24 protein-coding genes are annotated in these 18868 nt (G+C 64.6%); 8 read left to right on the top strand and 16 right to left on the bottom strand.

The genetic code is table 11. The features are described from left to right. Nucleotides 1-30 precede the first annotated feature (30 nt). From SE91_RS10095 to SE91_RS10080, 4 genes are read right to left on the bottom strand one after another with little or no spacing between them, the layout of a single operon-like run. Nucleotides 31-1194: an ABC transporter permease gene (locus tag SE91_RS10095; protein WP_061847505.1), complete on the bottom strand. Its 1164-nt coding sequence runs from the start codon at nucleotides 1192-1194 to the stop codon at nucleotides 31-33. Beyond that, complete coding sequence (locus SE91_RS10090; RefSeq protein WP_061847504.1) at nucleotides 1191-2123, bottom strand: ABC transporter ATP-binding protein; 933 nt, start codon at nucleotides 2121-2123, stop codon at nucleotides 1191-1193. Before SE91_RS10090 ends, SE91_RS10095 begins: the two co-directional genes overlap by 4 nt. Beyond that, nucleotides 2120-3037 (bottom strand): efflux RND transporter periplasmic adaptor subunit, encoded by a 918-nt coding sequence (locus SE91_RS10085; RefSeq protein ID WP_236840746.1) that lies wholly within the window; start codon nucleotides 3035-3037, stop codon nucleotides 2120-2122. Before SE91_RS10085 ends, SE91_RS10090 begins: the two co-directional genes overlap by 4 nt. Beyond that, a complete protein-coding gene (locus tag SE91_RS10080; RefSeq protein WP_156489557.1) occupies nucleotides 3034-3729 on the bottom strand; it encodes a TetR/AcrR family transcriptional regulator in 696 nt (231 codons plus the stop codon). Before SE91_RS10080 ends, SE91_RS10085 begins: the two co-directional genes overlap by 4 nt. A 109-nt stretch (nucleotides 3730-3838) precedes the next feature. Between SE91_RS10080 and SE91_RS10075 the strand changes: the two genes are divergently transcribed. The 3 genes from SE91_RS10075 to SE91_RS10065 are packed head-to-tail and all read left to right on the top strand — an operon-like array spanning nucleotide 3839 to nucleotide 5061. Beyond that, nucleotides 3839-4174: an ArsR/SmtB family transcription factor gene (locus SE91_RS10075; RefSeq protein ID WP_060736482.1), complete on the top strand. Its 336-nt coding sequence runs from the start codon at nucleotides 3839-3841 to the stop codon at nucleotides 4172-4174. Further along, nucleotides 4171-4635 (top strand): SRPBCC family protein, encoded by a 465-nt coding sequence (locus tag SE91_RS10070; RefSeq protein WP_061847503.1) that lies wholly within the window; start codon nucleotides 4171-4173, stop codon nucleotides 4633-4635. The genes SE91_RS10075 and SE91_RS10070 overlap by 4 nt, the downstream gene beginning before the upstream one ends. A gap of 12 nt (nucleotides 4636-4647) precedes the next feature. After that, nucleotides 4648-5061 carry a GFA family protein gene (locus SE91_RS10065; protein WP_061847502.1) on the top strand — a complete coding sequence of 138 codons (414 nt, stop codon included), beginning with the start codon at nucleotides 4648-4650 and terminating at the stop codon, nucleotides 5059-5061. A 139-nt stretch (nucleotides 5062-5200) separates the two neighbouring features. Here SE91_RS10065 and SE91_RS10060 read toward each other — a convergent pair whose 3' ends face one another. Continuing rightward, nucleotides 5201-5611: a DUF2000 family protein gene (locus tag SE91_RS10060; RefSeq protein WP_061847501.1), complete on the bottom strand. Its 411-nt coding sequence runs from the start codon at nucleotides 5609-5611 to the stop codon at nucleotides 5201-5203. 65 nt (nucleotides 5612-5676) lie between these two features. After that, nucleotides 5677-6066, bottom strand: coding sequence for a DUF4189 domain-containing protein (locus SE91_RS10055; protein ID WP_008564648.1), 390 nt, complete (start codon nucleotides 6064-6066; stop codon nucleotides 5677-5679). 163 nt (nucleotides 6067-6229) lie between these two features. On the opposite strand from SE91_RS10055, the gene SE91_RS10050 reads away from it, so the two are divergent. Then, the gene (locus tag SE91_RS10050) at nucleotides 6230-7021 is read left to right on the top strand and encodes a hypothetical protein (protein WP_156489556.1); all 792 of its coding nucleotides are present in this window, start codon (nucleotides 6230-6232) and stop codon (nucleotides 7019-7021) included. A 108-nt stretch (nucleotides 7022-7129) separates the two neighbouring features. Here SE91_RS10050 and SE91_RS10045 read toward each other — a convergent pair whose 3' ends face one another. The 8 genes from SE91_RS10045 to SE91_RS10010 all read right to left on the bottom strand — a co-directional run bounded on the left by SE91_RS10045 (nucleotide 7130) and on the right by SE91_RS10010 (nucleotide 14001). Then, nucleotides 7130-8734 (bottom strand): NTP transferase domain-containing protein, encoded by a 1605-nt coding sequence (locus SE91_RS10045; protein ID WP_061847499.1) that lies wholly within the window; start codon nucleotides 8732-8734, stop codon nucleotides 7130-7132. Next, nucleotides 8731-9432, bottom strand: coding sequence for an XdhC family protein (locus SE91_RS10040; protein ID WP_061847498.1), 702 nt, complete (start codon nucleotides 9430-9432; stop codon nucleotides 8731-8733). The genes SE91_RS10045 and SE91_RS10040 overlap by 4 nt, the downstream gene beginning before the upstream one ends. Nucleotides 9433-9434: 2 nt before the next feature. Next, nucleotides 9435-9758 carry an XdhC family protein gene (locus SE91_RS10035; RefSeq protein WP_061847497.1) on the bottom strand — a complete coding sequence of 108 codons (324 nt, stop codon included), beginning with the start codon at nucleotides 9756-9758 and terminating at the stop codon, nucleotides 9435-9437. A gap of 10 nt (nucleotides 9759-9768) precedes the next feature. Continuing rightward, on the bottom strand, nucleotides 9769-10971 hold the full coding sequence (locus tag SE91_RS10030; RefSeq protein ID WP_061847496.1) for a vWA domain-containing protein: 1203 nt from the start codon (nucleotides 10969-10971) through the stop codon (nucleotides 9769-9771). A gap of 137 nt (nucleotides 10972-11108) precedes the next feature. Then, on the bottom strand, nucleotides 11109-12032 hold the full coding sequence (locus tag SE91_RS10025) for an AAA family ATPase (protein ID WP_060736487.1): 924 nt from the start codon (nucleotides 12030-12032) through the stop codon (nucleotides 11109-11111). Between the two features lie 62 nt (nucleotides 12033-12094). Then, nucleotides 12095-12901 (bottom strand): FAD binding domain-containing protein, encoded by an 807-nt coding sequence (locus tag SE91_RS10020; protein ID WP_061847495.1) that lies wholly within the window; start codon nucleotides 12899-12901, stop codon nucleotides 12095-12097. 32 nt (nucleotides 12902-12933) lie between these two features. Further along, nucleotides 12934-13419 (bottom strand): (2Fe-2S)-binding protein, encoded by a 486-nt coding sequence (locus SE91_RS10015; RefSeq protein ID WP_060736488.1) that lies wholly within the window; start codon nucleotides 13417-13419, stop codon nucleotides 12934-12936. A 135-nt stretch (nucleotides 13420-13554) separates the two neighbouring features. Further along, nucleotides 13555-14001, bottom strand: a complete 447-nt coding sequence (locus SE91_RS10010; protein ID WP_008564659.1) for an SRPBCC family protein — start codon at nucleotides 13999-14001, stop codon at nucleotides 13555-13557. A gap of 169 nt (nucleotides 14002-14170) precedes the next feature. Between SE91_RS10010 and SE91_RS10005 the strand changes: the two genes are divergently transcribed. The 3 genes from SE91_RS10005 to SE91_RS09995 all read left to right on the top strand — a co-directional run bounded on the left by SE91_RS10005 (nucleotide 14171) and on the right by SE91_RS09995 (nucleotide 16843). After that, on the top strand, nucleotides 14171-15526 hold the full coding sequence (locus SE91_RS10005) for a 3-carboxy-cis,cis-muconate cycloisomerase (RefSeq protein WP_061847494.1): 1356 nt from the start codon (nucleotides 14171-14173) through the stop codon (nucleotides 15524-15526). A gap of 27 nt (nucleotides 15527-15553) precedes the next feature. Continuing rightward, a complete protein-coding gene (gene pcaD / locus SE91_RS10000) occupies nucleotides 15554-16336 on the top strand; it encodes a 3-oxoadipate enol-lactonase (RefSeq protein WP_061847493.1) in 783 nt (260 codons plus the stop codon). 114 nt (nucleotides 16337-16450) lie between these two features. Then, nucleotides 16451-16843, top strand: coding sequence for a carboxymuconolactone decarboxylase family protein (locus SE91_RS09995; RefSeq protein WP_061847492.1), 393 nt, complete (start codon nucleotides 16451-16453; stop codon nucleotides 16841-16843). Here the strand turns inward: SE91_RS09995 and SE91_RS09990 are convergent. Both SE91_RS09990 and SE91_RS36985 read right to left on the bottom strand, forming a co-directional pair. Next, complete coding sequence (locus SE91_RS09990; protein ID WP_061847491.1) at nucleotides 16805-17329, bottom strand: hypothetical protein; 525 nt, start codon at nucleotides 17327-17329, stop codon at nucleotides 16805-16807. The genes SE91_RS09995 and SE91_RS09990 overlap by 39 nt on opposite strands. 183 nt (nucleotides 17330-17512) lie before the next feature. Then, a complete protein-coding gene (locus SE91_RS36985; RefSeq protein WP_193409736.1) occupies nucleotides 17513-17680 on the bottom strand; it encodes a hypothetical protein in 168 nt (55 codons plus the stop codon). A gap of 263 nt (nucleotides 17681-17943) precedes the next feature. Between SE91_RS36985 and SE91_RS09985 the strand changes: the two genes are divergently transcribed. After that, nucleotides 17944-18861 carry an ABC transporter permease subunit gene (locus SE91_RS09985; RefSeq protein WP_061847490.1) on the top strand — a complete coding sequence of 306 codons (918 nt, stop codon included), beginning with the start codon at nucleotides 17944-17946 and terminating at the stop codon, nucleotides 18859-18861. Nucleotides 18862-18868 lie beyond the last annotated feature (7 nt).

Raw genomic sequence — 18868 nt, 5'->3', positions numbered from 1 at the left:
GTCCCGGAATGACAGCGAGGACAGTTTGCCTCAATCCAGCGTGCGGCGGAAGCGCGTGACGGCGATGGTCATGGCGAGCAGCATCAGGGCCGCCAGCGCCAGTGTGTCGAAATGAAGGTTCTGCATGGTCGCGCCCTTCAGCATGATGGCGCGGACGATGCGGAGATAATGGGTCAGCGGCAGGGCTTCGCCGAGATATTGCGCCCAGGCCGGCATGCCCGCGAACGGAAACATGAAGCCGGAGAGTAGGATGCTCGGCAGGAAGAACATCATCGACATCTGCATCGCCTGAAGCTGGTTTTGCACCAGGGTCGAGATGGTGTAGCCGATCGACAGATTGGTGGTGATGAACAGCGTCGAAAGCAGCGCCAGCAGGAACAGGTTGCCGAGCAGGGGCACGCCGAACAGGCCGACGCCGATGCCGATGATGAGGAAGGCCTGGAGGAAGCCGACCAGAACGTAGGGCACGATCTTGCCGAACATCACCTCGACCGGCTTGATCGGCATCGACAGCAGGCTCTCCATGGTGCCGCGCTCGACCTCGCGCGTGACCGACAGCGCGGTGAAGATCAGCATGGTCATGGTGAGGATGGTGCCGACGAGGCCCGGCACGATGTTGAGACTGGAATCCGCGGCCGGATTGTAGCGGGCATGCGCGCGGATCTCGAATGGCATCTCCGGGGGATCGCCGATGTAGAGATCGTGCTTGAGCGCGGTCTGCACCACCATGCCGAGCGAGCCGATCGCCGAGCTCGCCGCAACCGGATCGGTGGCATCGGCGGCGACCAGCAGCGCCGGCTTGTCACCGCGCCGCACAGCGCGCTCGAAGCCGCGCGGGATCTCGACGCCAAACAGCACCTTGCCGGATTTCAGGAGATTGTCGAAATCGTCGACGTCGTACACTTCATAGAGGAAGCGGAAATAGGCGGTGTTCTCCAGCGCCTTCAGGATCGAGCGGGCGAGATCGGAGTCCTCCTGGAGCAACACCGCGCTCGGCAGATGGCGCGGCGTGGTGTTGATGGCATAGCCGAACAGCATGAGCTGCATCACTGGCAACATCACGATCATCGCGAACGAGACGCGATCGCGCTTCAGCTGGATGAACTCCTTGACCAACATCGCATAGCAGCGCCGCAGGAAGCCGAAGCGCTCGCGGGCCTCGTGGCGGGGTGCGCGATGGTCGGCGGCGCTCATTGGAAATTGTCCTTGGAGCGGCTCATCAACTCGATGAACACGTCTTCCAGCGACGGCGACGACTTCTGCCAGTGCAGACCGCCCTTCTCGCGCCATGGCCCGATGCCGGCTTCGAGCGCTTCGACGTCGCGCCCCGACACGTGCAGCGAGGTCCCGAACGGCGCCACCATGTCGATGCCGGGCTTGCCCGTGAGTGCAGCCGCGAGCTCATTCAGGCTCTCACCCGTGACGGTGTAGGTCGTGAGCGCGGAATTCGCGATCACCTGCTCCACCGTGCCGTGCGTCAGGAGATGGCCATAGGCGATGTAGGCGATCTCGTGACAGCGCTCGGCCTCGTCCATGTAGTGGGTCGAGACCAGCACGGTGAGGCCCTCCGCCGCGAGCGCGTGGATCTCGTTCCAGAAGTCGCGCCGCGCCTTGGGATCGACGCCGGCCGTCGGCTCGTCGAGCAGCAGAAGCTGCGGACTGGGCAGCGTGCAGGCACCCAACGCCAGCCGTTGCTTCCAGCCGCCGGAGAGCTCGCCGGCGAGCTGCTCCTCACGGCCCGAGAGCCCGAGCCGCTTGATCATGTCGCGCGCAGCGCCGCGCGCATCGCTGAGGCCATAAAGCCGCGCGACGAATTCGAGGTTCTCGCGCACCGAGAGATCCTGATACAGGCTGAAGCGCTGGGTCATGTAGCCGACCTGGCGCTTGATCTTCTCGGCATCGCGGCGGATGTCGTAGCCGAGACAGGTGCCCTCGCCGCTGTCGGGCGTCAGCAGGCCGCAGAGGATGCGAATGGTCGTGGTCTTGCCCGAGCCGTTAGGACCGAGAAAGCCGTAGATCGAGCCGCGCTTCACCTGCATCGACAGATCGTGCACGACCTCGCGACCCCCGAACGACTTGTTCAGGCCCTTGACGTCGATCGCGATGCCGTTGCCGCCGCTCATCGCCTGTCCGCCACCGGTGTCTTCGGATTGAGATGGATGTCGATCGGCTGTCCGACGCGCAAGGCGTCAGGGCGCGACGGCCGCGCCTGGATCAGATAGACGAGCTTGTTGCGCTCTTCGAGGCTGTAGATCACGGGCGGGGTGTACTCGGCCGACGTCGCGATGAAATAGATCTTGGCGGTGAGATCCGCCGCGCAATTGTCGCAGGACACGCGCACGGTGTCGCCGATCGCGAGCTTGGGAAGTTCGGTTTCCGGCACGAAGAAGCGCAGCTTCATGTTGCCGGGCGGCATGATCGAGAGCACCGGCCGCTGCGCCGCGACCATCTCGCCCTCGCGGAAATAGATCTGCTGGATGGTGCCGGCGACCGGCGCGAAGCCCCGGCGGCGCGCCATCCGCGTCTCCGACGTCGCAACCCGCGCCTCGGCGACGCGCAAGCCGGACACGGCGGAATCGAGATTGGCCTGTGTGCCCGAGCCGGTCTTGTTCAGCGAGGCCGCGCGATCATAGGTCTGCTGGGCATTTGCCAGCGTCGCCTTGTTCTGGTTGAGATCGGCGAGCTGGAGATCGTCATCGACGGAGTAGAGGTGATCGCCGACCTTGACCTCGTCGCCCTCGCGGACGTTGAGCTTGGTCACCCGGCCTGCCTCGTCGGGACTGACGAAGATCATATCGGCCTCGACCCAGCCCTGGAAGCCGGGATCGCGCTTTTCCTTGCAGCCGGCCAGCGAGGTTGCGAGCGCGAGTGCTGCGATCGCACAGAGGCGCGGCACATGCTGCTGTCGATCCCTCACCCTGAGGAGCCGCGAAGCGGCGTCTCGAAGGGCGAGGAGCCACAGCCGGGCCTGCATCCTTCGAGACGCGCGTTCCGCGCTCCTCAGGATGAGGGGAGAAACGATTTGTGACGACGTCATGTCGTCCTCCGTTCGCCAAAAATCAAATCGAGATGGACGCGCAGCATCTCCTGCGCGTCGAGCGGCGCGTGTCGCGCAAACAGGCTCTGCCAGATCACCGCGATCATCGCCGGCGCGACCAGGATCTGCGGAAAGCGCGCGAGGTCCTTCTCGCGAATCTCGCCGCGGGCAATGCCGAGTTCGATCAGTGCGCGCATGCCGGCAATCCCGCGCGAAACGACCTCGCGATAGTAGAAATCGGCGACGGACGGAAAGCGCGGCCCCTCCGCCACGATCAAGCGCACGAGATCGCCGCGCCTGGTGCCGATGACCTCTTTCAGGAAGTTGCCGGCAAAGGTCTCGATCAGCTCGCGCACCGTGCCGGTCGGCGGCGGCAGCGCATTCAGCCGCGCCACGACCGGGACGATGACGATGCGCACCAGCTCCTCGAACATCGATTCCTTGTCCTTGAAGTGCAGGTAAATCGTGCCCTTGGCGACGCCGGCGCGCTTGGCGATGTCGTCAAGCCGTGTTGCGGCAAAGCCGCGTGCGATGAACTCCTCCATCGCGGCCTCCACGATCGCTGCGCGTCGCTCCTGGGCACGCGTGGCGCGGTTCGAGGCGGGCACAGCGTCGTTGCCCTGAGGCGCGTCGGCCCTCCCCTTGGCGCGATCTGCAGATGACGTGGCGGCTTTGATCGGCTTCTTTGTCATGCTCCATTTATGACTGACTAGTCAGTCAATGTCAATCTTGAAAATGCAGCGGGAGCGCCGAAACAAATTAGCATTGACTAATTCATTAGTAATAGCTAATTGAATACTCATGATCGATGCCACCCCCAATCCCATCACCACAGTGATGCGCGCCCTTGCCGATCCGACCCGCCGCGCCGTGTTCGAGCGCGTGTTCGAAAGCAAGGAGATTAGCGTCGCCGAGCTCACGCGCGGCAGCGGCGTGACCCAGGGCGCGATCTCGCAGCACCTGAAATCCCTCAAGCAGGCCGGCCTCGTTGCCGAGCGTGCCGAGGGCCGCAACGTCTACTACCGCGCCGCGCCGCAAGGGCTCGAGCCCCTGGTCACCTGGATGGACCATTACGGCGTGTTCTGGCGCGAGCGCTTCCAGAACCTGCGTGACCTCTTGAAGGAGATCGATCCGTGAGTGCAGCCGAGTTGAAAGCCGAGACAAAGGACATCGTCATCGACGAGGTCTTCCCGCATGCGGTCGAGGTCATCTGGAAGGCACTGACCAGCGCCCAACTGATCGCGCGATGGCTGATGCCGCCGACCGGTTTCGAAGCCGTCGAAGGCAACACCTTCACGTTCAAGACCAATCCGGCGGGCGCCTGGGACGGCACCATCCATTGCCGCGTGCTGGAGGTCGCCTCGAACCGGCGCTTTTCCTATGCCTGGAAGGGCGGCGACGAGAGCAACACCGGCTACGGCTCGGCGCTCGACACTATCGTGACCTGGACGCTCACGCCGGTCGAGGCAGGGACGCGCGTGCGTGTGGTGCATTCGGGCTTCGTGACGCCGAAGAACGACACCGCCTATCGCAACATGAGCGACGGCTGGGTCAAGGTGCTGCGGCGGCTCGATGCCGTCTCGGGCGAAGACACGTAAGGAGGCGTCGTGATGGACAAGCCCTATACCGGCGGCTGCGCCTGCCGCGCGATCCGCTATTCGATCGCCGGCGAGCCACTATTCAGCAATCACTGCCAGTGCCGGGACTGCCAGCGGGAAAGCGGCAGCGGCCACGGCTCCTACGCGACGTTCGCGCGCGCCGGCGTCACGCTGACCGGCGATGCCAAGCATTGGGACATGGTCGCGGACAACGGCAACGTGAAGACGCGCGGCTTCTGCACGCAATGCGGCGTGGCCGTCTACATGATCTTCGCGGCGCAGCCCGACGTGTTCACCATCCGCGCCGCAAGCCTCGACGAGCCCGCCCGCTACCAACCGCAAGCCGTCACCTTCGCCGCGCGCGGCCATGACTGGGATCGCCTCGATCCTGAGTTGGCGAAGTTCACGGGCATGCCGCCGGGATGAGGCGACTAATTTGGAGTGTCGCAGCCTCAGCATCGTCATGGCCGGGCTTGTCCCGGCCATCCACGTCCTACGCCACGATCCCAAGAACGTGGATGCCCGGGACAAGCCCGGGCATGACGACGAGCATCGTTCGGCCGCTTCAGCTGTGAAATTTCAGCCCATCGACGATCTTGTCGATCACTTTCCGATCGGCGCGCATTGCGATGCCGACGAGATTGAGGTCGGTGCGCGCGACGGCCCGCACCGCCTCGCGGTTGGCGGCATCATGCGTCGTCTTGAACATGTCCTCGGTGTAGACCGCCGGCTTGACGTTGCGGGTGAGCGCGCGATCCAGCGCGCGCGACAATGCAGGACCATCGGCGCCGTAGATCAGGATCGGCTGGCCGATCAACGCATGATATGTCGTGCCCGAGGCGTCCTCATAGGCTTCGCCGATGCATTCCGGAAAGGCCGCGGCGATGCCGCTGATGAGGAAGGAGGCGACGTTGAGCTTCTGCCAGGCTTGAAGATCGGTCCGGATCACGACGGCGATCTTGGTATCGAACTGCATTTGTTTCTTCCACTGTCATTCCCGCAGCGATGCTACGCATTGCCCCATCACGACAGCAAGAGCAATCAGCCCTTCGCGTCGCAGGCCCAGGCGCGGATCACGCATTCCTTGCCGCCGTATTTGTAGCATTCGCGCGTGGCGGCATTGAGCGAGGCCGAAATCTTCGGCTTGACGGCGTAGCCGTAGGCGCCGCACGGATTGGTGAGATCGACCGACATCGCGGCGCAGGCGCGCTTCATCGTCACGGTCGTGCAATCGCCCTTGCATTGCTTCTGCGCCGCGGCGCGAGCTTCGTGCTCGGCGCCATAATCATAGGCCTGGCCATAGGCGCCGCACTTGCCGACCGCGATGGCGCCCGCGGCGTGGGCTTCGGTGATGTAGCGGGCGCCGGTGACACAGACGGACAGCGCAAAGCAAAACATCGCGCAACGGCGCGCGACGACGTTCGAAGCCATGGAAAAACCCCTCCCCCCAAGGCAGGTGCGGCCGACTCTAAGCCCCGGTCGTTTCCAGATGGTGAACGGGTGGTTGAAATCGGCAGGCAACGAGGGGATATCTATCTGTTGTCGTTGCGCGCGCTCGACCCGACGCCCGCCGCGACCAGGGGGAGGCCTGATCGTGATCAAACATCTGCCGCTTGTCATTCTCGCCACGCTCTCGGCGACAACCGCTTGCTCGGCTGACCAGCAAGGACTGTTCCGAGATGCCTATCTCTGCCCGGCGCGGGGACCATCTTCCGTCTGCGTGTATGGGACCATCCCAAAGGGAACGCAGGTGACGTTGATCGCCAAGGGCTGGAAAAGCGCGGCCGAGCCGAAGGGGACGTTCTCGAACAAGAACCAGGAATTCCAGAACGGCGTCGCAACGAGCACGCGGCTGCAGGTCGCAAGCAAGCCGCCGAAGGACGCATTCATGCTCGCCGTCCTGGCTCCGACGGACGCCATCAACGAAGTCAGACTCGATGAAATTCAGGATCCGTCTATCGTTGAAAGAATTGGCGGGCACATCAAGAAAGCCAGGGAGCTCAAGCTCGCCCCGGACATCCGCCTGTTGCAGACGCGCCTGTTCAGGCTTTCACCGACGATCCTGCTGTCCGAAACGTTTGTCAGCGCTCCCAACGACGTCGCCGAACTGACCAAGCAACTTCCGAACGGCTGTGACGTCTGCGAGAAAGTGCCGCTGGTGGTCGGAACAAACCTGCACGACCTCTTCAGGGAAGTCCGCCCCGCGCAGCGAAACGACACCGAACGCATCTGCGGCGCGATCAAGCTGGCATTCACGCTGTCTGGCCGGACCTATGCGCTCAGCCACGCCTACATCTGCGAAAGCGATGCCATGTCGGCCACACTGGTCCACGACCTTTCGGGACCAACGCCAAAGCTGGCGTTCAAATTGATCGGCGGCCTTTAGCGACATCGCCGAGTGGATTAGCGAAGCGCAATCCACCTCTTTTGTTTCCGCGGAGAAACACAGTGGTGGATTACGCCTTCGGCTAATCCACACACGCAGTCACGCAGCCTATCCCCGTCTCGCCGCTTCCAGCGCCTGCGGCGTATCGATGTCGAGAAAGGCGCTCTCGCCATCGACGGGCACTTCGGCCACCGCTTCAGTGTGCTTGGCGATCAGATGCCGCGCGCCGACGTCGCCGTCGAGCGTCATCAATTCCTTGAAGAAACGGCGCGACCACAGCACGGGGTTGCCGCGGCGGCCTTCGCTGACGGGCACGACGATGAGGTTGCCGCGGTCCGGTGCAAACCCGTCGATGAGGCGGTCGATCAAGCCGGCATCGATCAGCGGCATGTCTCCGAGGCACACCACGGCGCCGTCGCAAGACTCGGGCGCAGCGGCGATACCGGCCTTGACCGAACTCGCGATGCCTCCGGCGAAATCCGGATTGCGGACGAATTTGACCTTCAGGCCTTGCAGCGCCTGCTCGACCAGCTCGGCCTGATGTCCCGTTACCACGATCACCTCCGATGCCTTGGAGGCGAGCGCCTGCTCGGTCGCGATCCGCACCAGCTTCTTGCCGTCGAACTCGGCGAGCAGCTTGTTCGGCCCACCCATGCGGGTGGAGCGGCCGGCCGCCAGCACGATAGCGGCGACCTGGCTGTTGCCCTCGGTCTCCGGCTTGGCGCGCGGCTGCGGGCGCGTGACGATCTCCATCAGCAGGCCACCGACGCCCATGCCCATCAGTTCGGACCGCGTCACCTCGATGCCGGCGAGCAGCCGCATCAAGACCCAGTCGAACCCGTTCTCGACCGGCGAGCGCGCACAGCCCGGCGCGCCCAGCACCGGCACATTGCCGGCGCGGGCGATCAGAAGCAGATTGCCGGGATCGACGGGCATGCCGAAATGCTCGATCTCGCCGCCAATGAAGGTGACGGCCGCCGGAATCACGTCGCGGCGGTCGGCGATCGCGGAAGCGCCGAAGACGATCACGAGCTCCGCACCGAGTGTGAGCAATTCCTTGATCGCGGCCGATAGCGCCTGCTCCTCATGCGGAACGCGCCGCTCGGCAATGATGCCGGCGCCGGCGGGCGCGAGCCGCTCGGCGGTGACCCGCAGCGTCTTGTCGATCACCTTGGATGACAGGCCCGGCAGCAGTGTCGACACCACGCCGACACGCTTGATGACGTAAGGGGCGACCTTGAGCACGTCCTTGCCGGCGGCCTTCACCGCGTCATCGCGCAAGCTTCCTTCGACGCCGAACGGGATGATCTTGACGGTGCCGACCATCTCGCCCTCGACCACCGGCTTGTACGCCGAAAGCGTGGCAAAGGTGATGGCCTCGTCGATATTGTTGATGCGGTCGACCGCGGCGCGGTCGATCACCAGCACGCCAGCGCGCGCGGCGAACAGATTGGCGCGGCCGGTGAAGGCGCGCTCGACATGGATGCCGTCGCCGCCGATTGCGAGCGCGATGCTGGCGGCCGCGACGTCCTCGGAGACGTCGCCCTCCTCCATCCGCACCACGACGATGTCCTTGATGCCGGCACGCTCCAGCGCCTCGACCTCGGCAGGACCGATCGTCGTGCCTTTTTTCAGCACTAGCGGTCCCTGACGCAGGGTGTGGACGGTCACCCCGCCAATCGCATCCTTGGGGCTCGCCGGTCCGAACTTCATGCTGCTTCTTCTTTTTCCTTCGGCGGTAGCCGAAGCACGGCCGTGATCTCGGCCATGATTGCCACCGCGATCTCGGACGGCGAGACCGCGCCGATCGCAAGCCCGATGGGCGCATGGATGCGCGCGATGTCGCTTTCCTTGGCGCCTTGCGCCCGCAGCCGGTCACCGCGCTTGGCATGCGTCTTCCGCGAGCCGAGCGCGCCGATGTAGAAACACTTGCGCTCGAAGGCGTGCAGAAGCGCGGGATCGTCGATCTTCGGATCGTGCGTCACCGCGACGAAGGCGGTGTAGGCATCGACATTGAGCGGCGGCAGCGCAGTATCGGGCCACTCCGCGATCAGCGGAATGTCGGGAAAGCGCTCGGGGCTGGCAAAGGCCGTGCGGGGATCGACCACGGTAACGTCATAGCCAAGCGAGCGCGCCAGCGGCGCCAGAGCCTGGCTGATATGCACCGCACCGACGATCACGAGCTTTGCGGTCGGCGCGTAGACGTTGAGGAACAGCTTCTTGCCGCCGGCCTCGACATTGGCGCTCTTGCCCATGCGCAGCTGCTTCTCCAGCTCGGCCCGCAGCGGATCCTTGGCAAAATCCGCGGCCTTCACCAAGCGCTGCTCGCCGCTCTCGGTGTCCGTCACCAGGATCACGGGCCGGCGCGCGGCGCGCTCGGCGTTGAGTTCGTGCAGGATCGCGAGCTTCACGGCTAACCGACCTTCTCGACGAAGACGCGGATGGTGCCGCCGCAGGACAGGCCGACATTCCAGGCGGTCTCGTCGGCGACGCCGAATTCCAGCATCTTAGGCTTGCCGCTCTCGATCACGTCCATGGCCTCGGTGACCACGGCGCCTTCGACGCAGCCGCCGGAGACGGACCCTAAGAACGTGCCCTCGTCATTGATGACGAGGCTCGAGCCCGCCGGACGCGGGGCCGAGCCCCAGGTCTCCACCACGGTCGCCAGCGCGACGCCACGGCCGGCCCTCTGCCAGTCTTCCGCCGCCTTCAGGATATCCTCGTCGCGATCGAGCATGGGGTGCCTCTCAAGCTGCGGAGCGGATCAGGCTGCGGTGATGCGGCGGCAGCGGCCGGGAGAGCGTCGTGATCAACTCCTGGATCGAACTCAAATTATGTACCGGGCGGAATTCGTCAACGTGCGGCAGCATCATTTTGATGCCCTGGGCCTTGGCCTCGAAGCCGCCGAACCGGAGCAGCGGGTTCAGCCAGATCAGCCGCCGGCAGGATCGGTGCAGCCGGTCCATCTCGAAGGCCAGCTTGGAATCGGCCTCGCGCTCCAGCCCGTCGGAGATCAGGAGCACGATGGCGCCCTGGCTCAGCACGCGGCGTGCCCACAACTTGTTGAAGTTGTGCAGCGAGGCCGAGATCCGCGTGCCGCCGGCCCAATCCTCCACCGCCGCCGAGCAGCTCGCGAGCGCTTCGTCAGGGTCGCGCTGGCGCAACGCGCGCGTGACGTTGGTGAGGCGGGTGCCGAACAGGAACACCGAGACGCGCTTGCGGGCATCGGTGATGGCATGCAGGAAATGCAGGAACAGGCGGGTGTACTCGCTCATCGAGCCCGAGATATCGAGCAGCGCTACGATAGGCGCCGGCTTCTCGATCCGCCCGAGGCGGTGGATGTCGATGATGTCGCCGCCGGTGCGCAAGGAGGCACGCAGCGTCCGGCGCAGGTCGAGCCGAAGACCGTGCGGATCGGGCCGGCGCCGCCGCGTCAGCAGCTCGGCCTGCGGCAGGTGCATCTTCTCGATGGCGCGCAAGGCTTCCGCGATCTCCGCCGCGCTCATCTGTGCAAAATCCTTCTTCTGGAGGATCTCCTTGTCGGAGACCGACAGGCGCAGATCCTGCTCCTGGTGCTGCGGAGTCTCCGTCATGCGCGGCTGCGACATCGCCTCCTGAACACGGCGGGAGCCTGCCTGCGGCTTCTTCCTGGCCTGCTCCGGCAGCGGTACCGAATCCAGCATGTGCTTCCACTCCTCCGAGGCGCGGAAGAACAGGTTGAAAGCCTGCTTGAAGATCAGCGCATGCTCGTGGCGCTTGACGAAGATCGCCTCCAACGTGGTGAAAACGTCGGCGCGGCTGCCGATGTCGATCACCTGCAACGCGCTCATGGCGTCGATGACGGCGCCTGGGCCGACCGGCATGCCGGCCGCGCGCAGCGCGCGGGCGAAGCCGACGATGTTGTCGGCGAATTGTTCGGTCTGCTCGGGGGCAAGGTGGTTGATGGCCATGGCTCTGCACTCTCAGCCGTCATTCCGGGGCGCGACGCAGTCGCGAGCCCGGAATCCATAACCACGATCGGGAGTATGGATTCCGGGCTCGCGCCCAAGGGCGCGCCCCGGAATGACGAAATCATTGTAGCGCGAGTCTAATTCTCGCTCGTCGCGTCCTTCAGCACCTTCTGCAAGGTGTCGCCCTGCATCCGCGTGATGTCGTCCTGGTATTTGAGCAGCGCGCCCAGGGTGTCGCCGACCACTTGCGGGGTCAGCGAGCGGGCGTCCAGCTCTGACAATGCGGTGGCCCAATCGATGGTCTCGGCGACACCTGGCGACTTGTAGAAGTCCTGGTTGCGCAGCGCTTGGACGAAGCGCACGACCTGCTGCGACAGCTTCGCGGAAATGCCGGGCACGCGCGTCTTGACGATCGCGAGCTCGCGCTCTGCGGCGGGATAGTCGACCCAGTGATAGAGACAGCGCCGCTTCAGCGCGTCGTGGATCTCGCGGGTGCGGTTGGAGGTGATGATGACGATCGGCGGGCTCGGCGCCTTCACCGTGCCAAATTCGGGGATGGTCACCTGGAAGTCGCTGAGGATCTCGAGCAGGTAAGCCTCGAATGCTTCGTCGGCGCGGTCCAGTTCGTCGATCAAAAGCACCGGCGGGCCGGCGACGTCGGGCTCCAGCGCCTGCAGCAGCGGCCGCTTGATCATGTAGCGATCGGCGAAGATGTCGCTCGAGAGCTGGTCGCGATCGGTGTCGCCGGCAGCTTCCGCCATCCGGATCGCGATCATCTGCGCGGCGCTGTTCCACTCATAGACCGCGGAGGAGACATCGAGGCCTTCGTAGCACTGGAGGCGGATCAGCTTCCGCCCAAGCGCCGCCGAGAGCACCTTGGCGATCTCGGTCTTGCCGACACCGGCTTCGCCTTCCAAGAAGAGCGGCCGGCCCATGCGCAGCGACAGATAGGTCACCGTCGCCAGCGACCGCTCGGCGAGATAGCCGCGCGAGGTCAGCAGTTCGAGCATCGCATCGACCGATGCCGGCAAAGCACCGGAAGAATTGGCCGCTGAAGTCATGAAATAGCCAGTCTCGCTACGCCCTCACCGGGGACAGGTCTGGGCCAAGGAATGAGGTCAGCTCATTCCTTGGCATTGGCGGCGTCGACGGCGCGGCGCGTCAGCACGCCAATGAGATGCGCGCGGTACTCGGCGCTGCCGTGGATGTCGCTGTTGAGGCCTTCCGCCGGCACCGTGATGCCGTCGAGCGCCTTGGCCGAGAAGCGCTTCTTCAGGGCCTCCTCGAACGCGGTGACACGGAACACGCCTTCGGAGCCCGCACCGGTGACGGCGACCCGCACGTCCGACGGACGCCGCGCCACGAACACGCCGACCAGCGCGTAGCGCGAGGCCTGGTTGCGGAATTTGATGTAGGCCGCCTTCTTCGGCAGCGGGAACATGATCTTGGTGATGATCTCGTCGGCTTCGAGCGCGGTGGAGAACAGGCCCTGGAAAAATTCTTCCGCCTTGAGGCGGCGCTTGTTGGTGACGATGGTGGCGCCCAACGCGAGCACGGCGGCCGGATAGTCCGCGGTCGGATCGTTGTTGGCGAGCGAACCGCCGATCGTGCCCTTGTGACGTACCGCGGGATCGCCGATCTGGCTCGCGAGATTCGCCAGCGCCGGGATCGCTTCACCGACGATGGCGGAGGTCGCGACCTCGGCGTGCCTGGCGGTGGCGCCGATCACCAGCGAGCGGCCCTTCATTTCGATCGCGTTGAGCCCCTCGATGTGAGAGAGGTCGACGAGGTGCGGCGGGCTGGCGAGGCGCTGCTTCATGACGGGAATCAGCGTGTGGCCGCCGGCGATGACCTTGGCGTCCTCGTTCTTCACCAGCAGATTGGCCGCCTGCCGCACGGTGCCGGGACGATGATATTTGAATTCGTACATGGGGTGTCCTGATCGCGGAATGCGTGCGCGGTTTACGCGAGGTCGGATTTCGCCATCGCCTTGGCGCCGGCGGAGATCGAAGAGACGATGTTCTGGTAGCCGGTGCAGCGGCAGAGATTGCCTTCCAGCTCTTCACGGATGGTGTGATCGTCAAGCTCATGACCCTTACGATGCACGATATCGATCGCAGTCATGATCATGCCGGGCGTGCAGAAGCCGCACTGAAGGCCATGATGCTCGCGGAATGCCTCCTGCATCGGATGCAGCGGCGCACCGTCCGCGGCCAATCCCTCGATCGTCTTGACCTCGTGGCCGTCGGCCATCACCGCCAGCGTGGTGCAGGACTTCACGGCCTTGCCGTCGAGATGCACGACGCAGGCGCCGCACTGCGAGGTGTCGCAGCCGACATGCGTGCCGGTCAGCCGCAGATTCTCGCGCAGGAACTGCACCAGAAGGGTGCGGGGATCGACATTGGCCGTGACTGGATTGCCGTTCACGATGAGGGAGATTTTTGCCATAAGCACTCTCTATCAGCGCCCCAACGGGTCCCGTCGAAGCGGTTCTTATAGTTATTCCAACCCATCATATGGGCCAATATGCCCGGGGGCAACATCACCCCGGGCGCAAGCCGCCATGCCGAAAGGCGATAGCCTTCAGCCCTGTACCGCCTTGGCGAAGTTCGCAAAAAATTCGTCGGCCAGCTTTTTGGCCGCACCGTTGATGAGGCGCTGACCGAGCTGCGCCAACTTGCCGCCGATCTGTGCCTCGACGTCGTAGGAGAGCAGCGTGCCGCCGTCCTTCTCCGCGAGCCTGACGGCCGCGCCGCCCTTGGCGAAGCCGGCCACCCCGCCCTCGCCTTCACCGGAGATCTTGTAGCCGTTTGGCGGGTCGAGATCGGACAGTGTGACCTTGCCCTTGAAGCGCGCGGACACGGGGCCGACCTTCATTTTGGCCGTCGCGCGAAAGCCGCCGTCGTCGGTCTTCTCCAGCTCCTCGCAGCCAGGAATGCAGGCCTTCAAAACCTCGGGATCGTTGAGCTTGTCCCACACGGCCTCGCGCGGCGCCGCAAGTTGGACTTCGCCGTTCATCGTCATGGCCATGGGTGCCTCCCGGATCGCACAACTATAATGCTGTTCAAGTAACGCACGGAGGCCATAAAGGAAAGGGCGCACCCCGGTCACGTGCAATGCATATTCGCAACTGCAAAAAGCTTGCGTCAATGGTTTGGGATTGGCACAGGCCGGGCATGGTGGTTAGGTCCCGCGAGACATGAGTACATCGCTCTCCCCCCTGCTTGCCCCGATGCTGTCGAGCGCGGCCATGCGCGCGGCCTGCAACGATCGTTCGACCCTGCAGAACATGCTCGATTTCGAGGCAGCTCTGGCCCGGGCCGAGGCCGCCACGGGCGTGATTCCGGCATCCGCGGTGGGGCCGATCGCGTCCGCCTGCAAGGCTGATGCCTTTGACATGGCCGCTCTGGCCGAGGCCGCAACGCGATCAGGCAATCTCGCTATTCCGCTGGTCAAGGCGCTGACGGCCAATGTCGGCAAGGCCGACGCGGAGGCCGCGCGCTACGTGCACTGGGGCGCGACCAGCCAGGACGTCATCGACACCGCGACGATGCTCACGCTGCGCGCCGGCATCGGGGTGCTGGATGCCGACCTCAGCCGCGCCATCAAGGGCTTTGCGGCACTGGCGCGCACCCATCGTACCACCGCGATGGTGGCGCGGACCTGGCTCCAGCACGCACTGCCGATGCCGTTCGGCCTGAAGGCCGCCGAATATGCATCCAGCCTCGCCCGCGCCCGTTGCCGTCTCAGGCGGCTCGCCCGCGAGGGCCTTGCGCTACAATTCGGCGGCGCCGCCGGCACGCTCGCCGCACTCGGTGACAAGGGGCTCGTGGTCGCCGAGCGGCTGGCGCATGAGCTGAACCTGCCGCTGCCCGAAGCGCCCTGGCATACCCATCGCGAACGCATCGCGGAGGCCGCTTCCAGCTTCGCCATACTCGCCGGCAGCTGCGGCAAGATCGCGCGCGACGTGTCGCTGCTGATGCAGACCGACGTCGCTGAAGCGTTCGAGCCCGCCGGTGAAGGCCGCGGCGGCTCCTCGACCATGCCGCACAAGCGCAACCCGGTCGCCGCCGCCAGCGCATTGGGCGCTGCCACCATGGCCCCGCAGCTCGCCGCCACGATTTTGGCCGCGCAGGTACAGGATCACGAGCGCAGTGCCGGTCCGTGGCACGCGGAATGGCCGACGCTGCCGCAATTGATGCTGGTCACCTCGGGGGCGCTGGCCGCCATCGTCGACATTGCAGAAGGCCTCGAAATCGATGCCGCGCGGATGCGCAGCAATCTCGATGCGACGCAGGGGTTGATCATGGCTGAAGCGGTGACGTTTGCGCTGGCCGAGACAATCGGCAAGAGCGATGCACATCATCTGATTGAGGCCGCCAGCAAGCGCGCCGTCGCCGAGAAGAAGCATCTGCGCGAGGTGCTGTCGGCCGATTCGCTCGTCACCGCGCATCTGCCGCCGGAAAAAATTGCGGCATTGTTCGAGCCGATGGCCTATCAAGGGGCTTCCCAAGCCCTGATCGACCGGCTGCTCGACAGTATCGACCGTGAATAAGAACTGCACATACGACGGAGACGCTGCATGCCCATGATCGATGCCGACGGATGCCTGCTCAACGTCTCTGTCGAGGGCCGCGACGGCGGGCCGACCTTGATGCTTTCCAACTCGCTTGGCTGCACGCTTCAGATGTGGGAGCCGCAGATGAAGGCGCTGACGCAGGTGTTCCGTGTCATCCGCTACGACCGCCGCGGTCACGGCAAGTCGAGCGTCCCGGCCGGCCCCTACACCATGGAGCGCTTCGGCCGCGACGTACTCGCGATCCTCGACGACCTCAACATCGAGAAGGTGCATTGGTGCGGCCTGTCGATGGGCGGCATGGTCGGGCAATGGCTCGGCGCCAACGCGCCGGAGCGCTTCGGCAAGCTCATCCTCGCCAACACCTCCTGCTATTATGCCGAACCGACCAAATGGCTCGAGCGCATCGATGCCGTGAAGAAGGGCGGCATCGCGGCGGTCGCCGATGCCGTGATCGCGGGCTGGCTGACCCAGGATTTTCGCGAACGCGAGCCTGACATCACCGCGAAGATGAAGTCGATGCTGCTCGCCTCCCCCGTCGAGGGCTATCTCGCCTGCTGCGAAGCGCTGTCGACGCTCGACCAACGTGCGCTGCTCCCCAAGATCAAGAGCCCGACGCTGGTGATCGCCGGCCGCCACGACATGGCGACGCCGATCTCGGCGGGCGAACTGATCCGCGCGAACATTCCCGGCGCCAGCATGACCATCATCGACGCCGCCCACATTTCCAATGTCGAACAGCCGCACGCGTTCACGGATGCGGTGGTCGGATTCTTGACGCAGCGCTAGTCACACAAGGCCGTCATTGCGAGGAGCGTAGCGACGAAGCAATCCAAAAATCCCTCCGCGGAGACACTCTGGATTGCTTCGCTGCGCTCGCAATGACGGAGAGGAGGAAAGACAATGGACGACCAGAAGCGCCGCGATGCCGGCATGAATGTGCGCCGAAAGGTGCTGGGCAATGCCTGGGTCGACAAGTCGATCGCGAACCGCAACGCCTTCAACACCGATTTCCAGGACATGATCACCCGTTACGCCTGGGGCGAGATCTGGACGCGGCCGCATTTCGATGAGCGCACGCGGCGGGTGCTGGTGATCGGCACCATGGTCGCGCTCGGGCAATGGGACGAATTCCGCCTGCATGTACGCGCAGCGCTCGCCGAGGGCGGCTTCACGGCCGACGATATCAAGGAGATCCTGCTGCAGCAGGCGATCTATTGCGGCGTGCCGGCGGTCAACCACGCCGTCAAGGAGGCCTCAGCGATTGTGCAGGAGCTCGGCCTGCTCAAGACCTAGGGGAGCGGCGCTCTCGACAGTCTTTGGCGCTGCCTCCGGCTTCTCGATCACGAGCACGACTGCGGCACCGAGCAGCAGCAGGAGCTCGGTGGCGTGCAGCCGGAGCGCGGCCATCTCACCGACCTTCGAGGCCATCACCATGCTGACAAACGAGAGCAGGCTGCCAATCGCTAGCGCAATGCCCAGCGCCTCGTCGCTGCCGCCGTTCTTCCGTGTCCGGGGGATGCAGAGCAGCACGAGATAGATCGCGAAGAACGCCACCACCGTCAGCCGTCCGAGCGCCAGCAGCCAAGCGGCGCGCACCGTGTCCATCCCCGCCATCTGGAGATGGTCGCTCAGGAACAGCGCCACCGCGACGCTCGGCCGCTCGTAGAGGCCGTGCACCGGTGCCACGATGATGTTGAAGGCGACGAGGGTCCAGACCGGAATGAAGTAGGCCGCCAGCAGCGCGCCGTTGACCGAACCGATTCGCCAATTCCTGAACATGCCGCTTCCCGCCTGATTGGCCGACCGCCTTCAGCGAAAGGCGGCCTCGGGGGAGCTAACTCGCATCAGACTGCGGCGGCAATTTAAACCCTTTGTTTACGTTAACTGCCCGAGTGGACCGCCCCAACAGGAAAAGCCCCGCCTTTCGGCGGGGCCTCTCCTCACACTGGGTTCCCAAACTCGCTATTCCTGATCGCGCTGGCCACCCTGCTGCTGGCCGGGACGATCGCCCTGGCGCATCGGGTCCTGCTGCTGCTGTCCGGGTTTCTGGCCGCCACCCTGCTGCTGCGGATTACGCTGGCCGGGGTTCTGACTCTGCTGGCCCGGATTCTGGTTCTGCTGCTTCGTCATTTCGGGGAAACTCCCTTGTTGGACGTCAGAGGGAAGATAACGGCCGGCCTCCAGATTGGTTGCCGCCGGAACCCGGTTCCGTCCATTGCTGGAACTCAAGCGCGAAATGATCTCTGTACAAGCCTTTGTGCCGAGGCTTGGCCAGTTGCGGCCGCCAGTTCCCTCCTGTTACAAAACCGGAAGAGCGCTCAAGGGCTGCCGGGGCCCAAGAACTCTTTCTCAAGAGCTCCCTTTGAGCCGCGTCAGGTGTGGTAACGGCAGCCATGGATTATTTCGCCCAGCAGCTCATCAACGGCCTCGTGCTCGGCTCCATCTACGGCCTGATCGCAATCGGCTACACGATGGTCTACGGCATCGTCGGCATGATCAACTTCGCTCATGGCGACGTCTTCATGATCGGCGGCTTCATCGCCCTCATCACCTTCCTGATCCTGATCTCGTTCGGCCTGACAGCAATCCCCCTGATCCTGCTGATCGTGCTCCTGGTCTCGATGGCGATCACCGCGCTCTATGGCTGGACCATCGAGCGCATCGCCTACCGGCCGCTGCGCCATTCCTTCCGCCTCGCCCCGATGCTGTCGGCGATCGGCATGTCCTTTGTGCTGACCAATTACTCGCAGGTGGCGCAGGGCGCCCGCGTCAAGCCGATCCCGCCCTTCATCACCGGCGGCTACACCCTGCATGAGAGCCCGGACGGCTTCGTGATTCAGCTCTCCAATATTCAGATCATGGTGGTCATCACCACCGTCGTGCTGCTGGCGCTCTTCACCTGGCTGGTGTCGAGCACCCGCCTCGGACGCGACATGCGCGCCTGCGAGCAGGACCAGACCATGGCGGCGCTGCTCGGCGTCGACGTCGACCGCACCATCTCAATGACCTTCGTGATCGGGGCCGCGCTCGCCGCGGTCGCCGGCCTGATGTACCTGCTCTACTATGGCCTGGTCGATTTCTTCATGGGCTTCGTCGCCGGCATCAAGGCCTTCACCGCAGCCGTGCTCGGCGGCATCGGCTCGCTGCCGGGCGCCATGCTCGGCGGGCTGGCGATCGGCCTGATCGAGACGTTCTGGTCGGCCTATTTCTCAGTCGAGTACAAGGACGTCGCGGCGTTCTCGATCCTGATCGTCGTGCTGATCTTCATGCCGACCGGCCTTCTCGGTCGCCCCGAAGTCGAAAAAGTCTGACGGACCG

Origin of the sequence: Bradyrhizobium sp. DOA1, assembly GCF_001593325.1 — a bacterium.
Lineage (GTDB): Bacteria > Pseudomonadota > Alphaproteobacteria > Rhizobiales > Xanthobacteraceae > Bradyrhizobium.
Note: the sequence above shows the minus strand (reverse complement) of the source record. Positions and strands in the feature narration are given on the sequence as shown.

Bases quoted from the DNA above. Each gene is read 5' to 3' on its own strand.
- SE91_RS10095 (WP_061847505.1), bottom strand. From the start codon at position 1,194: ATGAGCGCCGCCGACCATCGCGCACCCCGCCACGAGGCCCGCGAGCGC.
- SE91_RS10090 (WP_061847504.1), bottom strand. From the start codon at position 2,123: ATGAGCGGCGGCAACGGCATCGCGATCGACGTCAAGGGCCTGAACAAG.
- SE91_RS10085 (WP_236840746.1), bottom strand. From the start codon at position 3,037: ATGACGTCGTCACAAATCGTTTCTCCCCTCATCCTGAGGAGCGCGGAA.
- SE91_RS10080 (WP_156489557.1), bottom strand. From the start codon at position 3,729: ATGACAAAGAAGCCGATCAAAGCCGCCACGTCATCTGCAGATCGCGCC.
- SE91_RS10075 (WP_060736482.1), top strand. From the start codon at position 3,839: ATGATCGATGCCACCCCCAATCCCATCACCACAGTGATGCGCGCCCTT.
- SE91_RS10065 (WP_061847502.1), top strand. From the start codon at position 4,648: ATGGACAAGCCCTATACCGGCGGCTGCGCCTGCCGCGCGATCCGCTAT.
- SE91_RS10060 (WP_061847501.1), bottom strand. From the start codon at position 5,611: ATGCAGTTCGATACCAAGATCGCCGTCGTGATCCGGACCGATCTTCAA.
- SE91_RS10055 (WP_008564648.1), bottom strand. From the start codon at position 6,066: ATGGCTTCGAACGTCGTCGCGCGCCGTTGCGCGATGTTTTGCTTTGCG.
- SE91_RS10045 (WP_061847499.1), bottom strand. From the start codon at position 8,734: ATGAAGTTCGGACCGGCGAGCCCCAAGGATGCGATTGGCGGGGTGACC.
- SE91_RS10035 (WP_061847497.1), bottom strand. From the start codon at position 9,758: ATGCTCGATCGCGACGAGGATATCCTGAAGGCGGCGGAAGACTGGCAG.
- SE91_RS10030 (WP_061847496.1), bottom strand. From the start codon at position 10,971: ATGGCCATCAACCACCTTGCCCCCGAGCAGACCGAACAATTCGCCGAC.
- SE91_RS10025 (WP_060736487.1), bottom strand. From the start codon at position 12,032: ATGACTTCAGCGGCCAATTCTTCCGGTGCTTTGCCGGCATCGGTCGAT.
- SE91_RS10020 (WP_061847495.1), bottom strand. From the start codon at position 12,901: ATGTACGAATTCAAATATCATCGTCCCGGCACCGTGCGGCAGGCGGCC.
- SE91_RS10015 (WP_060736488.1), bottom strand. From the start codon at position 13,419: ATGGCAAAAATCTCCCTCATCGTGAACGGCAATCCAGTCACGGCCAAT.
- SE91_RS10010 (WP_008564659.1), bottom strand. From the start codon at position 14,001: ATGGCCATGACGATGAACGGCGAAGTCCAACTTGCGGCGCCGCGCGAG.
- SE91_RS10005 (WP_061847494.1), top strand. From the start codon at position 14,171: ATGAGTACATCGCTCTCCCCCCTGCTTGCCCCGATGCTGTCGAGCGCG.
- pcaD (WP_061847493.1), top strand. From the start codon at position 15,554: ATGCCCATGATCGATGCCGACGGATGCCTGCTCAACGTCTCTGTCGAG.
- SE91_RS09995 (WP_061847492.1), top strand. From the start codon at position 16,451: ATGGACGACCAGAAGCGCCGCGATGCCGGCATGAATGTGCGCCGAAAG.
- SE91_RS09990 (WP_061847491.1), bottom strand. From the start codon at position 17,329: ATGTTCAGGAATTGGCGAATCGGTTCGGTCAACGGCGCGCTGCTGGCG.
- SE91_RS36985 (WP_193409736.1), bottom strand. From the start codon at position 17,680: ATGACGAAGCAGCAGAACCAGAATCCGGGCCAGCAGAGTCAGAACCCC.
- SE91_RS09985 (WP_061847490.1), top strand. From the start codon at position 17,944: ATGGATTATTTCGCCCAGCAGCTCATCAACGGCCTCGTGCTCGGCTCC.